This is a genomic window from Sphingobium tyrosinilyticum (assembly GCF_042654265.1).
Classification (GTDB): Bacteria; Pseudomonadota; Alphaproteobacteria; order Sphingomonadales; family Sphingomonadaceae; genus Sphingobium; species Sphingobium tyrosinilyticum.
This window is the reverse complement of sequence record NZ_JBHSFZ010000006.1, coordinates 39,842-52,186: the sequence shown is the minus strand read 5'-3', so window position 1 is coordinate 52,186 and position 12,345 is coordinate 39,842. Positions and strand designations below refer to the sequence as shown.

Below are 12,345 nucleotides of genomic sequence, written 5' to 3'. Positions count from 1 at the left end.
GCGTGCGCAGGTCAAGATGCGCTGATGCTTAGTGCGCTTTGCTGTTCAACCGCTCGCGCATTTCCTTGCCCGGTTTGAAATAGGGAACGCGCTTTGCGGATACCGGCACCTGCTCCCCCGTGCGCGGATTCCGGCCTGTGCGCGCATCTCTTGCGCGGGTCGTGAAGGCGCCAAACCCGCGCAACTCCACCCTGCCACCGTTGGAAAGGCGGTCCACAATCTCTTTGAAGAAAAGGTCAACAATCCTTTCGACCTCTTGAAGGCCGAGGTCCGGATTTTCCTCTGCTAGAGTCTGTATCAATTCTGAGCGTATCATTGGTCCTCCAGCTCCCCCTTCTGGTTCCCACTTAATTCATAGTGAATCCGTTACCTTCTGACAATTATCCAATGTCGGTAGTTGCTTTCTCATTTTGGGATTAAAAAAGCCCGCCGGAAGAACTTCCGACGGGCTCTATTACTTAAGTTAGATCTCTAAGGAGATTAACCTTCGTTCTTCGCCTTGAGCGCTTCACCCAAGATGTCGCCCAGCGATGCGCCGCTGTCGGACGAACCATACTGAGCCACAGCCTGCTTCTCTTCGGCGATCTGCATGGCCTTGACCGAGAAGGTCGGCTTCTTGGCGCGGTCGAAACCGGTGACCATGGCGTCGAACTTCTGGCCGACCTGGAAGCGTTCGGAACGCTGTTCGTCGCGGTCGCGGCCAAGATCGCTGCGCTTGATGAAGCCGGCTGCGCCGTCTTCGCCAGCCTGAACTTCCAAGCCGCCGTCGCGCACTTCCAGAACCGTCACGGTGACGACCGAGTTCTTGGCCAGGCCAGCAGCCGCCGCAGCGGTGCCGCCAGCGGCCGGGCCGCCACGCTCAAGCTGCTTCATGCCGAGGCTGATGCGCTCCTTCTCGACGTCGATGTCGAGAACGACGGCCTGAACCGTTTCGCCCTTGCGGTGCAGCGCCAGCGCGTCTTCGCCCGAAATGCCCCAGGCGATGTCCGACATGTGGACCATGCCGTCCACGTCGCCGTCCAGCCCGATGAACAGGCCGAACTCGGTCGCGTTCTTGACTTCGCCCTCGACGGTCGAGCCGATCGGGTGACGTTCTGCAAAGCTGTCCCAGGGATTGTTCTGGGCCTGCTTAAGGCCGAGCGAGATGCGGCGCTTCTCGGGATCGACTTCCAGAACGATGACATCGACTTCCTGGCTGGTCGAAACGATCTTGCCAGGGTGGACGTTCTTCTTGGTCCAGGACATTTCCGAAACGTGAACCAGACCTTCGATGCCCGGCTCCAGTTCGACGAACGCACCATATTCGGTGATGTTCGTGACGCGGCCCGACAGCTTCGCACCGACCGGGTACTTGGCAGCGGCGCCTTCCCACGGATCGCTTTCCAGCTGCTTCATGCCAAGGCTGATGCGCTGGGTGTCGCGGTTGATGCGGATGATCTGGACACGGACGGTGTCGCCGATGTTGATCATCTCATTCGGATGGTTGATCCGCTTGTAGCTGAGGTCTGTGACGTGCAGCAGGCCGTCGATGCCGCCCAGGTCAACGAACGCACCGTAATCGGTGATGTTCTTGACGACGCCTTCGATGATTTGACCCTCGGCCAGCGTCTGGATGAGGCCGCTGCGCTGTTCGGCGCGGGTTTCTTCCAGGATGGCGCGGCGCGACACGACGATGTTGCCGCGGCGGCGATCCATCTTGAGGATCTGGAAAGGCTGGGGAATGTCCATCAGCGGGGTGACGTCGCGAACCGGGCGAATATCGACCTGCGAACCGGGCAGGAATGCCACGGCGCCGTCGAGATCGACGGTGAAGCCACCCTTGACGCGGCCGAAGATGACGCCTTCGACGCGAGCATTTTCGGTGAATTCGGATTCCAGCTTGTCCCAGGCGGCTTCGCGGCGCGCGCGGTCGCGCGACAGCATCGCTTCGCCATGGGCGTTTTCGACGCGATCGACATAGACTTCGACTTCGTCACCGACCTTGAGGTCAGCCTTCTGGCCCGGCGCGGCGAATTCGCGCAGCGGCACGCGGCCTTCCGACTTCAGGCCGACGTCGATCAACGCCATGTCGTTTTCGATGCCGGTAACGGTGCCCTTTACGACGCGGCCTTCGAAGCCGCCGTCCTCGCCACCGAGAGAATCATTGAGAAGCGCGGCGAAATCGTCGCGCGAGGGGAATGCCGTAGAGGCCATGGTAGTTTCCTTCACTCATCATTGCTGGCCTACCGGTTGTGTCCGGTGGTCTTTCAGGCCAAAGCGCCCGTACGGCCGGATTGCCGCGCGAACATCCGTTCGACCGATGACGGGCGACGCCCCGAGGATAAGCGAAAAGGGCGCCTGGAATTCCCAAGCGCCGTCATCGCGTCAGGCTTGTCGCCGACGTTCCAACTGGGCGTCCACCAGTGCAATGGCCTGCTGGACGGCGGCGTCTATAGTCAAATTACTGGTGTCGAGCAAGTCCGCGCCGTCCGCTACGCGAAGCGGAGCATGGTCCCGACTCATGTCGCGGGTATCACGCGCCTGAATATCGGCGATCAAGCTGTCCATGTCAGGGTGACCGCCGTGGGACAGGGCATCATCATAGCGACGTTGCGCGCGCACATGGACGCTGGCGGTCACGAAAATCTTGGCGTCGGCATCAGGCGCTATAACTGTGGCGATGTCGCGGCCATCGAGAATCGCGCCGCCAGGCTGTGTGGCAAAGTCGCGCTGACGCTTAACAAGGGCCTGACGGACGCTTTGGTGGATGGAAACGCGGGAGGCCAGCGAGCCGACGGCTTCGCTCCTCAACGCAGGTTCGCTGAGGACGTCATTTTTGAAGGTACAAGCGGCCAGGGCATCGGCTTCATGATCCGGGTCGCCGCCGGTCTTCAGGACCGCCAGGCCCACTGCGCGGTATAGTAGGCCGGTGTCGAGCACGGGCAGGCCATAATGGCGTCCAAGGGCCTTGGCGATCGTACCCTTCCCTGACGCGGCGGGCCCATCGACGGCGATGATCATGATGCTTTGCCTTTCCTCAGCGCCTTGTCGAGGCCGATGAGTGCAATGACGGCCCAGACGACTTCGAGTGCCATCGACGCGACGTTGAAATGAACCGTCAGCGAATAAATCAGAAGTAGTGAGCCAATCAGGTTCAGCAGGTTGAAGAACGTGAAATTCAGTTGCTTCGCCATGTTGCTATAGGCGTAGGCGATGACCATCAGGCCGCTGCCGCTCAAGCCTATGACGTTGGCGGGGTCGAAAGTCATGGGATCGCGCCGATCGACTGCAGAAGAGCGGTGAAACCGGGGAAGCTTGTCGCCACGGGGCGCATGTCGTCGATGGTGATACCGGTTTTCGAAATCAGGCCGGCGACCGCGAAGCTCATCGCGATGCGGTGGTCAAGCTTCGTGGCGATCGGGCCGCCGCCTGGCAGGAGGGTGCCGCCGCTGCCTTCGATGATAATGCCGTCCTCCAGTTCTTCCACCGTGACTCCAATGGCGCGAAGGCCAGCCGCCATGGTCGCGATGCGATCCGACTCCTTGACTCGCAATTCTTCCAGGCCGCGGAAGGTGCTGCGGCCCTCCGCGAAGGCGGCGGCAATGAAGGCCACGGGATATTCGTCGATCATCGAAGGCGCGCGCGCTGGGTCGGGCTCGACCCCCTTCAGGGACGAGGCGGTTAGAACGAGGTCGCCCACTGGTTCGCCGCCGACTTCGCGCGGATTTTCTATGACGATATCGCCGCCCATTTCCCGCAGCAGGTCGATAAGGCCGGCGCGGGTTGTGTTGAGGCCGACATTGGCGATCGTGATCTTCGATCCTGGCACCAGAAGTGCAGCAACCATAGGGAAGGCTGCCGAGGACGGGTCACCGGGAACGACGATCGACTGCGGGCGGAGTTCAGCTTCGCCCTTGAGAGTGATGAAGCGGGTGCCATCGGCGTCCATTTCCACGCTGAGGTCTGCGCCGAAGCCCTTCAGCATCCGTTCACTATGATCTCGGGTGGGGATCGGCTCCACGATCCGGGTGATGCCTGGTGCGTTCAGACCTGCCAGCAGAATCGCGGACTTGACCTGCGCGGAGGCGACCGGGAGGCGATAGTCCAGCGGAACAGCCGGGCAAGCGCCCTTCATGGTGAGTGGAAGTCGGTCGCCCGGACTGGTGGTGAAACTTGCGCCCATGCGGGAAAGCGGTTCGGTGACCCTGGCCATCGGGCGTTTGCTGAGCGAGGCGTCACCCACAAATGTCGCGGTGATTGCATGGCTAGCGATCAGGCCCATCAACAGGCGCGTCGATGTGCCGCTATTTCCCATGTCCAGCGCCGATTGCGGCTGCAGCAAACCGCCGACGCCCACCCCGCGAACATGCCAGATCCCGTCCTCGTCCCGGCTGATCTGCGCCCCCATGGCGCGCATCGCTGCAGCGGTCGCGAGGACGTCCTCGCCCTCCAGCAAACCTTCCACGCGGCTTTCCCCTATGGCGAGCGCCGAAAGCATCAGCGATCGGTGCGAAATGCTCTTGTCGCCCGGCACGTTGATGCTTCCCGATAACGGCGGCGCGCTTCCAAACGTCATGGAACGAGGTTGATCGGAAGAAGAGGTCACTGTGAAATCCGATTGTCAGGGAACTGAAAAATTGCGCCCGGCTTTTGACAGCGCGGTTCCGCTATGGCAAGGCGCGCGTCGCTTCGCGGGCGACATAGTCGTGCCGCGTGATTTCTGTTTAAGCCACTCGTAAGAAGGACAAGCCCGGACATGGTCAAGGCTGAATGGGGCACGAAGCGTAGCTGCCCGAAATGTGCGACGCGCTTCTATGACCTGGGCAAGGATGACCCGGTTACCTGCATCAACTGCGGCACCGCCTGGGAACCCGAGCCGGTGCTGAAGTCGAAGCAGCCGCTGCCTTATGAAGAAGCACCGAAGAAGGTCATCGAGACGGCCGACGGCGAGATGGAGGCGGCGGACGACGATCTGGACTTGGATCTGGATGTCGATGACGATGGGGATTCGCCGGACAACGATGTCGATCTGGGCGGTGACGACGACTTGGGTGTCGATGCTGGCGGCAATGACGGCGACGACGACAATTAAGTAATTTTCTGCTTGCCAAGGAGGAAGCTGCCACCTAATGGCAGCGACCTCCGAGGCGCCGGACCCAAACGGCGCCGACACTGGAAACGGGGCCTTAGCTCAGCTGGGAGAGCGCCTGCATGGCATGCAGGAGGTCAGCGGTTCGATCCCGCTAGGCTCCACCAGTTTTGCCGGAGTTGAGCCGTCCCGCGGATGGCTTCCGGTAAAACGTCTGATCGCAAGCGAGGGGTGTGGGGAGGTTGCAGGCAACCTTGATCGACACTTCCAGATGCTGCGTGACGGTCCAGACATTGGCCGACGGTCCTGATACCGGTCATGGCCTGATCCATTAGGACGCGGTATGATGTCGCTCCATGATGGGGCCTTAGCTCAGCTGGGAGAGCGCCTGCATGGCATGCAGGAGGTCAGCGGTTCGATCCCGCTAGGCTCCACCATATATCCGACAGAGATATAGTTGCGGATGCCGTGGAAACATGCGGTCCGGAAGCGAGGTGTCTGGCGTTATTGTGCCTATGCCTGTTCAATCACCTGCTGCCGGGTGGTAGGTCGAGCTTTGCAAATCACGCTGCCGCATTCGCCGCACATTAGGGCGTGAGGGCTTCATTAGGGTCTATAGCTCTAATCACGTTCGACTCGGGCGGGGGTGGTGAGGGGTTGGCGCCCATGTTCATGCTCGCCGGTCCGGTGGTAGCGATAGCGATCTCCTTATCGACATAGACGTCAAAAGTGGTGCCAGCCGGCAATGGCACATCCTTGCCGCGTACAAGAATGGCCAATGGGAGAAAAACGATGCCTGCGCCAACCGAGTTGAGCGTGCCGGATTTCCCCTCGACATTGCGCTCTCCGCGCACCGCCACATCTTGCTGACCGGCCCTCACCCTGCTCACGCGGATATTGAGCTTCCCGGATCGGCCGAGCAGGCCATTGTCACTTGCCCGCATCACTTCGCCGATGACAGGGGTTCCGGCGGCAATAACAGTCACGCCGCCGATCACGACGGGCTTGGTCACTGCTAGATCTATTGATTGGCCTTCCTTCGTCGACTTTGAGGACACATCCTGCCGCGTCTCCAGGGTAATCGTCAGCCCTTCCGGGAGTATTATGGATTGGGCAGATCCGGCATTTGCTTCGAACAGAAAGATAAGCATCAGGCAGACAGCCAGCGGCCTAAAACAGGAGGAGCGGAATGCGAAGCAGATCATCGCAACATCCTTTCCGCCTGATCGCGTCATCAAGCGGCGACTTGCGTGACGAGATTACGCCTGGACCTGTACCGCGTCAACGAACGGCCCGCTATCAAGCGGGCTGGACAAAGCTATCCATCACGCGCTTGCGGCCTGCGGTTTCGAAATCGATCTCCAACTTGTTGCCCTCGATCTCCGCCACAGTCCCATAGCCGAACTTCTGGTGGAAAATGCGTAGGCCGACGCTCATATCGTCCCGCCCCTTATTTCCGAGTGACACGGCCGAGGAGCGGGCTTCGACGATGCGTAAAGGTTCGCGAGTGAATTGACCGCTTTGTTGCGCCCGCTGCCAGCCGGGACCACGCCCGGAGCCGCGCTGAACATTGGCGAAGGGATCTGCCCGCTCCGACCAGTTTGCTCGCCAGAGCGACGCGCCACCAGCCATGCTGCTTTCTTCTTCGACATGTTCGGGCGGCAACTCACCAACGAATCTGGAAGGGATGGAACTGGTCCATTGCCCATAGATACGACGGTTGGCGGCGTGAAGGATGATGCACAGCTTCCGGGCGCGCGTGATTGCGACATAGGCGAGGCGCCGCTCTTCTTCCAAGCTGTTGAGGCCACCTTCGTCGAGCGCTCGCTGAGAGGGGAAAATGCCCTCTTCCCAACCCGCGAGGAACACGGTGTCGAACTCCAGCCCCTTAGCGGCGTGGATGGTCATAATCGTGATCTTGCGCTCTTCAGCTTGAGCGTCATTGTCCATGACCAGCGACACATGCTCTAGGAACGCCCCCAGCGTTTCATATTCCTCCATCGCGCGGGCAAGTTCGTTGAGATTCTCCAAGCGGCCCGCGCTTTCGGCCGTGCGCTCTGCCTGAAGCATGGCGGTGTAGCCGCTTTCGTCCAGGATCTGGCGGGCCAGTTCAGCATGAGGAAGCTGGGCAGCACGGTCGCGCCAACGCGCAAGGTCGCCGATAAACGCGCCGAGGCTGCGGCGGGCCTGCGGCGTCATTTCGTCCGTGTCGAGGATGCGGGCGGCCGCAAGTGCCAGGGGAATGCCCTCGGCTCGCGCGAGGCGGTGGAGCTTTTCGACAGCCTTGTCACCCAAACCGCGCTTGGGGACGTTGACGATCCTTTCGAACGCCAGATCGTCGGCGGGCTGATTGACGAGTCGCAGATAGGCCAGGGCGTCGCGAATTTCCGCACGTTCATAGAAACGAAAGCCGCCCACGATCCGATAGGGCAGGCCGATCTGGATAAATCGGTCTTCGAACTCCCGCGTCTGATGCTGCGCTCTTACAAGGATCGCGACCTCATCGAGCGACTGGCCTGATCGTTCGATGGTTTCGATTTCGTCGCCGACACGACGAGCTTCCTCCGGGCCATCCCAAACCCCGATGATGCGAACCTTCTCCCCAATGTCGATGTCGGTCCAGAGAGTTTTCCCGAGCCGGTTGCCATTCTCCGCAATGACACCCGAAGCCGCGCCGAGGATGTGGGGGGTCGATCGGTAATTCTGTTCGAGGCGGACGATCTTCGCGCCCGGGAAATCCTTTTCGAAGCGCAATATGTTGGCGACCTCTGCGCCGCGCCAGGAATAGATGGACTGGTCGTCGTCCCCCACGCAGCAAATATTCTTGCGCTGTTGAGCCAGCAGCCGAAGCCAGAGATACTGGCTGCTGTTCGTATCCTGATATTCATCGACCATCACGTAACGGAACCGTTGCTGATAGCTTTCCAGCACATCGCGATGACGCTTTAAAATCGTCAGGACATGGAGCAGGAGGTCGCCGAAATCGCAGGCGTTCACATCGCGGAGCCGCGCCTGATAGGCAGCATACAGCTTCTGTCCGCGCCCGTTGGCATATGCCTCGCTCTCTCCGGCGCCAATCTCCTCGGGCGTTAGCCCCTTGTTTTTCCATTGGTCGATCAAACCACCAAGCTGACGAGCGGGCCACCGCTTCTCATCAATCCCTTCAGCCTGGATCAACTGCTTCATCAACCGGAGTTGGTCATCCGTATCCAGGATGGTGAAGTTGGATTGGAGGCCCACCAGTTCGGCATGACGGCGCAGCATCTTGGCGGCGATGGCGTGAAAAGTGCCCAGCCATGGCATGCCCTCTACCGCGGGACCGATCATCCGCCCGACGCGCTCGCGCATCTCTCGGGCGGCCTTGTTGGTGAAGGTGACGGCCAGGATTTCAGAAGGGTAAGAGCGGCTGGTCGCGATAAGATGCGCCAAGCGTGCCGTCAGTGCAGCAGTCTTGCCAGTGCCCGCGCCCGCAAGCACCAGCACCGGCCCTTCGGTCGTGAGCACGGCCTCTCGCTGCGGAGCGTTGAGACCCCGAAGATAGGCAGGATCATCGGGCGAAGGGGCGGGCAGAGTCATGGTCAACAACTAGGGAGCAAGGTGCAGCGGAGCAAGAGCCACGCCCTTGCAGGTTAGTCTGATCTATGAGAACAAAAGGCGAATAGCGCAAGGAGAAAGGTCATGGCGACGGGACGGTGTCAATGTGGAGCCATCCAGTTCGAGGTGCAGGGTGAACCGGTTTACAGTGCGCTCTGCCATTGTTCTGACTGTCGTAGGAGCGCCGGCGCGCCGATGGTCGGATGGGCGTTGTTTCGTGAAGATAAGGTCAAGGTGAAGGGAGAACCGAAAGCGTATCGGTCATCGGAAAATGCTACCCGGCAATTCTGCGCGGATTGTGGCACGGGGCTCTTTTACCGTAACCCCGCCGCCTTTCCCGCTATGGTCGATATTCAGACGGCTACGCTCGACGACCCGTCGATCTTCCCTCCTTCTGTTCATGTGCAATGGGCTGAGGCCGCACCTTGGATGGGGTCGGTCCACAAACTTCCCCGGTTTGAACGCTATCCAGAAGGTTGAGGGATGGAGCAATCGCCTGATGGCAGCTAAGCAACGGTTCGTCGCCGATATCGGAACGCGTGCGTCACCGATGCTGTTCTTCACCAGCCAAGAGGCAGAACGGGGTGACGAACAGGAAAGGATGACCCGATGAAATCGATCATGCTTGCAGGCGCCGCGATGCTGGCCTTTGGCACGGGCGCTGCCGGGATTGCGATCGCTCAAGGTGCGCCAGGTAGCGTGGGGCAACCCCCCGCAACCAACACAGCGCCACCAGGAGACCCTGCGGTTCCTGCAACGCCCGCTACACCAGGTGAACCCGGTGAGGCTGCGACCCCCGCAGCACCGGCTACTCCAGCTGACCCGAACGCGGGTCAATCAACCGGGGCGGTTCCGCCGAGTACAGGCATGACGCCCGCCCCTGCTGGTGTGCCCACTGACCCGACAGCCCCGGTTGGCAGTTCGGCCAATCCAGTAACAGTTGGCGGGAATATGACCCCTCCGCCGGCAGGCGGTAAGGACTATCCGTTATGCAGCAGGACAGTGCAGGACAGCTGCATCAATCCTGGTGAAGCGCCGCGTTCGAAGCGGGCTTCGCGCAGGCATCGCTAGCTAACGAGGCGGGGCCGGGCAGCGCGGCGATAAGTGCCGCGAGCCCGGCCTTGTCGCGTGCGGCATCGGCTAGGCTGTGTTGGTCGAGCACGGAGAGAAAGGCGGCGGTTGCCGCCTTCAATATGCCGGAAAGGCCGCACGCGGGACGAAGCGCGCATCCGCCGCAGTCCGCGAGGTTCATGTCTGTTTCGGTATGACGGATTACTTCGCCGAGCATGATCGCCTCGGGCGGGCGCGCTAGGATGAAGCCGCCGCCGCGGCCCCGCTGGGTCGTGATGAAACGGCCTTGGCCCAGATGATGGACTACTTTCATGAGATGATTGCGTGGAAGGCTGTAGCTGTCGGCGATTTCCGAGATGGTCGCGCGGCCCGTGGGCGATACCGCCAAGTGGATGAGGACGCGGAGGGCGTAATCGGTGTGGCGGGTCAATTGCATGAGGGAATGCGTTAAAAGAATGAAGTTGAGGGATCAAACATATATTCTATTTACATGTCCAAACATGCAAAATAAATGCACCTTTATCGAGTCTTCAACCAAAAGGGGTGCATCATGAGCCAGCTCAGCGCTGAAACCATCGCCATCGTCAAGGCAACCGCTCCGGCGCTGCGTAGCCATGGGGTCGAGATCACCACTGCGATGTACAAGCGGCTTTTCCAGGACCCGTCGATCAAGGACATGTTCGATCAGGGCGCGCAGGACAGCGGCGAGCAGCCGAAGCGGCTGGCTGCCGCGATCCTGGGCTATGCCGAAAATATCGACAAGCTGCAGGCGCTGCAGGGCGCGGTCGCACGGATGGTGCAGCGGCATGTGGAGACTGGCGTCAAGGCGGAGCATTATCCCAAGGTCGCCGAGGCGCTGCTGCCTGCCATCCGCGATGTGCTGGGTGAAGAGGTCGCGACCGATGCGGTGCTGAACGCCTGGGGCAAAGCCTATTGGTTTCTGGCCGAGATTTTGATCGGCAAGGAGGCGCAGGCTTATGAGGATGCCGAGGCTGCTTGAATTGTGAGCGGAGGCGAGCCCACCCCTGGCCCCTCCCGCTTGCGGGAGGGGAGCTTTAAGGTTCGGCCCGGAGGAGCGTCAGGCGCGCTTTTCCTACATCACGGTTGGCGTCAATGGCGAAGCCTTTGACCTCCACATCCTCCCGGCGATCGGTTTCTATGCTGATCCAAGTGGCGGCGCTGGTCCAGCCAAGGCGGCTGAGCTTGTCGAGCGCCACTGCGCCTGCCCCGCTATTATAGGGCGGGTCCATGAAGATGAGGTCGAGCGGCTTAGGCGCCGGACCGAGCGAGAGGACGCTGCTCTGGCGGATGTCGGGGCGGACCCCCAGTTTTTCGCCATTGGCGCGGATCGCGTCCAGCGCTGCGCGATCCTGTTCTACGAAGAGGCAGCTTGCTGCGCCACGGGACAAGGCTTCAAAGCCCAGCGCCCCGGAGCCCGCAAAGAAATCGCCCACGCTAAGCCCTTCAAAGGAGCCGAGGCGGCTTAGCAGCATGGAGAAGAGGGTTTCGCGCGTCCGGTCGGCAGTGGGACGGGTGGCGTCGCCTTTCGGGGCGACAAGTGGGCGGCCTCGCCATTGGCCTGCGATTATTCTCATGGCGGCATCCGTGCAGAAGAAGTGGAGCCCCTCGACAAGCTCGGGGCGAAGGGGAGAAGTTATGGCTGCGGGGTTTTAAGGCTCTTGCGGAAGACGACCAGGTCATGCTGCCGCACCTCTTCCACCGCTCCGGAGGCGAGTTCGTCTAGATGGAAGGGGCCGTAGCTGGTTCGAATGAGGCGGTTCACCTGGAGCCCGAGATGCTCAAGGACGCGCCGCACTTCGCGGTTTTTCCCTTCCGTCAGCGTCATTTCGATCCACTGGTTGCGGCCGGTGCGGCGCTCCAGATTGGCTTCGATCTGACCATAGCGGATGCCATCAATCTCTATGCCCATGAACAGATCCTCAAGCTGGGCCTGACTGACCTCTCCGAAGGCGCGGGCGCGATAGGTCCGGGGAACGCCGGTGGCGGGCAGTTCCATCTGGCGCTTGAATTCGCCGTCAGTGGTGAGGAGTAGCAGCCCTTCGGTCGTCATATCGAGCCGCCCGATCGGCATGAGGCGGGGCAAGTCGGCGGGCAGCCGGTCATAGATGGTCGGACGGCCGCGCGGATCGCGTTCTGTCGTGAGATAGCCCGACGGCTTGTGGAAGAGGAACAGGCGCGTGGGTGCGGGCTGCGCCACGGGATTGCCATCGACCGCGATGCCGTTGAGCGATGTCAGCAGCGTGGCGGGCGTGGTGATCGCCTCTCCATCCAAGGTCACCCGGCCATCCTCGATCATCCGCTCGATCTCGCGGCGCGAGGCGACGCCCGCGCGGGCAAGCAGCTTGGCGATGCGTTGCGGCTCATTCTTGCCGCTGGCCGCCGCCGCAGCGCGTGCAGGGTGAGGATTGGCGGGCTTGGCCGGAGCCGCTTTCGCCTTTCGAAACGGCGGGCGGGCGGAGCGCGGGCCGTTGGCGGGCTTGCCATCGGCAGGGCGTCGGGGACCACCAGGTCCTGCCCGGCGGGGCGGTCCAGATTTTTTCGGCGGCTCCACGCGGCGGTTCCTTTTAACGAAGCGAGGGCATTCCCATATC

Annotated in this window: 13 protein-coding genes and 2 tRNA genes; 5 read left to right on the top strand and 10 right to left on the bottom strand. The window is 61.3% G+C overall.

The features are described 5' to 3' along the window. Nucleotides 1-28: 28 nt before the first annotated feature. The 5 genes from ACFO3E_RS04615 to aroA all read right to left on the bottom strand — a co-directional run bounded on the left by ACFO3E_RS04615 (nt 29) and on the right by aroA (nt 4,555). Nucleotides 29-316: an integration host factor subunit beta gene (locus ACFO3E_RS04615; RefSeq protein WP_066523885.1), complete on the bottom strand. Its 288-nt coding sequence runs from the start codon at nt 314-316 to the stop codon at nt 29-31. A gap of 164 nt (nt 317-480) precedes the next feature. After that, a complete protein-coding gene (gene rpsA / locus ACFO3E_RS04610; RefSeq protein ID WP_066523884.1) occupies nt 481-2,193 on the bottom strand; it encodes a 30S ribosomal protein S1 in 1,713 nt (570 codons plus the stop codon). 171 nt (nt 2,194-2,364) lie between these two features. Next, on the bottom strand, nt 2,365-3,000 hold the full coding sequence (gene cmk / locus ACFO3E_RS04605; protein WP_066523883.1) for a (d)CMP kinase: 636 nt from the start codon (nt 2,998-3,000) through the stop codon (nt 2,365-2,367). Next, nucleotides 2,997-3,248 (bottom strand): CBU_0592 family membrane protein, encoded by a 252-nt coding sequence (locus tag ACFO3E_RS04600; protein ID WP_066523882.1) that lies wholly within the window; start codon nt 3,246-3,248, stop codon nt 2,997-2,999. The genes cmk and ACFO3E_RS04600 overlap by 4 nt, the downstream gene beginning before the upstream one ends. Then, the gene (aroA, locus tag ACFO3E_RS04595) at nt 3,245-4,555 is read right to left on the bottom strand and encodes a 3-phosphoshikimate 1-carboxyvinyltransferase (protein WP_380802790.1); all 1,311 of its coding nucleotides are present in this window, start codon (nt 4,553-4,555) and stop codon (nt 3,245-3,247) included. Before aroA ends, ACFO3E_RS04600 begins: the two co-directional genes overlap by 4 nt. Nucleotides 4,556-4,735: 180 nt before the next feature. Between aroA and ACFO3E_RS04590 the strand changes: the two genes are divergently transcribed. The 3 genes from ACFO3E_RS04590 (at nt 4,736) to ACFO3E_RS04580 (ending at nt 5,505) form a co-directional block, all read left to right on the top strand. Beyond that, nucleotides 4,736-5,071: a TIGR02300 family protein gene (locus ACFO3E_RS04590; protein ID WP_066523880.1), complete on the top strand. Its 336-nt coding sequence runs from the start codon at nt 4,736-4,738 to the stop codon at nt 5,069-5,071. An 88-nt stretch (nt 5,072-5,159) separates the two neighbouring features. Continuing rightward, nucleotides 5,160-5,235: transfer RNA gene (locus ACFO3E_RS04585), tRNA-Ala, on the top strand. A gap of 194 nt (nt 5,236-5,429) precedes the next feature. Beyond that, nucleotides 5,430-5,505: transfer RNA gene (locus ACFO3E_RS04580), tRNA-Ala, on the top strand. Between the two features lie 150 nt (nt 5,506-5,655). Here the strand turns inward: ACFO3E_RS04580 and ACFO3E_RS04575 are convergent. Both ACFO3E_RS04575 and ACFO3E_RS04570 read right to left on the bottom strand, forming a co-directional pair. Continuing rightward, complete coding sequence (locus ACFO3E_RS04575; protein ID WP_066523879.1) at nt 5,656-6,273, bottom strand: hypothetical protein; 618 nt, start codon at nt 6,271-6,273, stop codon at nt 5,656-5,658. A 94-nt stretch (nt 6,274-6,367) separates the two neighbouring features. After that, nucleotides 6,368-8,644, bottom strand: coding sequence for an ATP-dependent helicase (locus tag ACFO3E_RS04570; protein ID WP_380802787.1), 2,277 nt, complete (start codon nt 8,642-8,644; stop codon nt 6,368-6,370). A 102-nt stretch (nt 8,645-8,746) separates the two neighbouring features. Between ACFO3E_RS04570 and ACFO3E_RS04565 the strand changes: the two genes are divergently transcribed. Then, complete coding sequence (locus ACFO3E_RS04565; RefSeq protein WP_082919524.1) at nt 8,747-9,142, top strand: GFA family protein; 396 nt, start codon at nt 8,747-8,749, stop codon at nt 9,140-9,142. A 538-nt stretch (nt 9,143-9,680) separates the two neighbouring features. On the opposite strand, the gene ACFO3E_RS04560 is transcribed toward ACFO3E_RS04565, so the two are convergent. Continuing rightward, nucleotides 9,681-10,169: an RrF2 family transcriptional regulator gene (locus ACFO3E_RS04560; RefSeq protein WP_380802784.1), complete on the bottom strand. Its 489-nt coding sequence runs from the start codon at nt 10,167-10,169 to the stop codon at nt 9,681-9,683. Between the two features lie 114 nt (nt 10,170-10,283). On the opposite strand from ACFO3E_RS04560, the gene ACFO3E_RS04555 reads away from it, so the two are divergent. After that, nucleotides 10,284-10,733 (top strand): globin domain-containing protein, encoded by a 450-nt coding sequence (locus tag ACFO3E_RS04555; protein WP_066528474.1) that lies wholly within the window; start codon nt 10,284-10,286, stop codon nt 10,731-10,733. Nucleotides 10,734-10,788: 55 nt separating this feature from the next. Here ACFO3E_RS04555 and rsmD read toward each other — a convergent pair whose 3' ends face one another. Together rsmD and ACFO3E_RS04545 are read right to left on the bottom strand one after the other, a co-directional pair. Then, nucleotides 10,789-11,328 (bottom strand): 16S rRNA (guanine(966)-N(2))-methyltransferase RsmD, encoded by a 540-nt coding sequence (gene rsmD, locus ACFO3E_RS04550; RefSeq protein ID WP_066523875.1) that lies wholly within the window; start codon nt 11,326-11,328, stop codon nt 10,789-10,791. A 59-nt stretch (nt 11,329-11,387) separates the two neighbouring features. After that, nucleotides 11,388-12,305 (bottom strand): pseudouridine synthase, encoded by a 918-nt coding sequence (locus ACFO3E_RS04545; RefSeq protein ID WP_066523874.1) that lies wholly within the window; start codon nt 12,303-12,305, stop codon nt 11,388-11,390. Nucleotides 12,306-12,345 lie beyond the last annotated feature (40 nt).

What these genes read in the sequence shown, in the direction of transcription:
- ACFO3E_RS04560 (WP_380802784.1), bottom strand. Translation starts at nt 10,169, where the DNA reads ATGCAATTGACCCGCCACACCGATTACGCCCTCCGCGTCCTCATCCAC.
- ACFO3E_RS04600 (WP_066523882.1), bottom strand. Translation starts at nt 3,248, where the DNA reads ATGACTTTCGACCCCGCCAACGTCATAGGCTTGAGCGGCAGCGGCCTG.
- cmk (WP_066523883.1), bottom strand. Translation starts at nt 3,000, where the DNA reads ATGATCATCGCCGTCGATGGGCCCGCCGCGTCAGGGAAGGGTACGATC.
- ACFO3E_RS04590 (WP_066523880.1), top strand. Translation starts at nt 4,736, where the DNA reads ATGGTCAAGGCTGAATGGGGCACGAAGCGTAGCTGCCCGAAATGTGCG.
- ACFO3E_RS04570 (WP_380802787.1), bottom strand. Translation starts at nt 8,644, where the DNA reads ATGACTCTGCCCGCCCCTTCGCCCGATGATCCTGCCTATCTTCGGGGT.
- ACFO3E_RS04555 (WP_066528474.1), top strand. Translation starts at nt 10,284, where the DNA reads ATGAGCCAGCTCAGCGCTGAAACCATCGCCATCGTCAAGGCAACCGCT.
- aroA (WP_380802790.1), bottom strand. Translation starts at nt 4,555, where the DNA reads ATGACGTTTGGAAGCGCGCCGCCGTTATCGGGAAGCATCAACGTGCCG.
- ACFO3E_RS04575 (WP_066523879.1), bottom strand. Translation starts at nt 6,273, where the DNA reads ATGATCTGCTTCGCATTCCGCTCCTCCTGTTTTAGGCCGCTGGCTGTC.
- rpsA (WP_066523884.1), bottom strand. Translation starts at nt 2,193, where the DNA reads ATGGCCTCTACGGCATTCCCCTCGCGCGACGATTTCGCCGCGCTTCTC.
- ACFO3E_RS04565 (WP_082919524.1), top strand. Translation starts at nt 8,747, where the DNA reads ATGGCGACGGGACGGTGTCAATGTGGAGCCATCCAGTTCGAGGTGCAG.
- ACFO3E_RS04615 (WP_066523885.1), bottom strand. Translation starts at nt 316, where the DNA reads ATGATACGCTCAGAATTGATACAGACTCTAGCAGAGGAAAATCCGGAC.
- rsmD (WP_066523875.1), bottom strand. Translation starts at nt 11,328, where the DNA reads ATGAGAATAATCGCAGGCCAATGGCGAGGCCGCCCACTTGTCGCCCCG.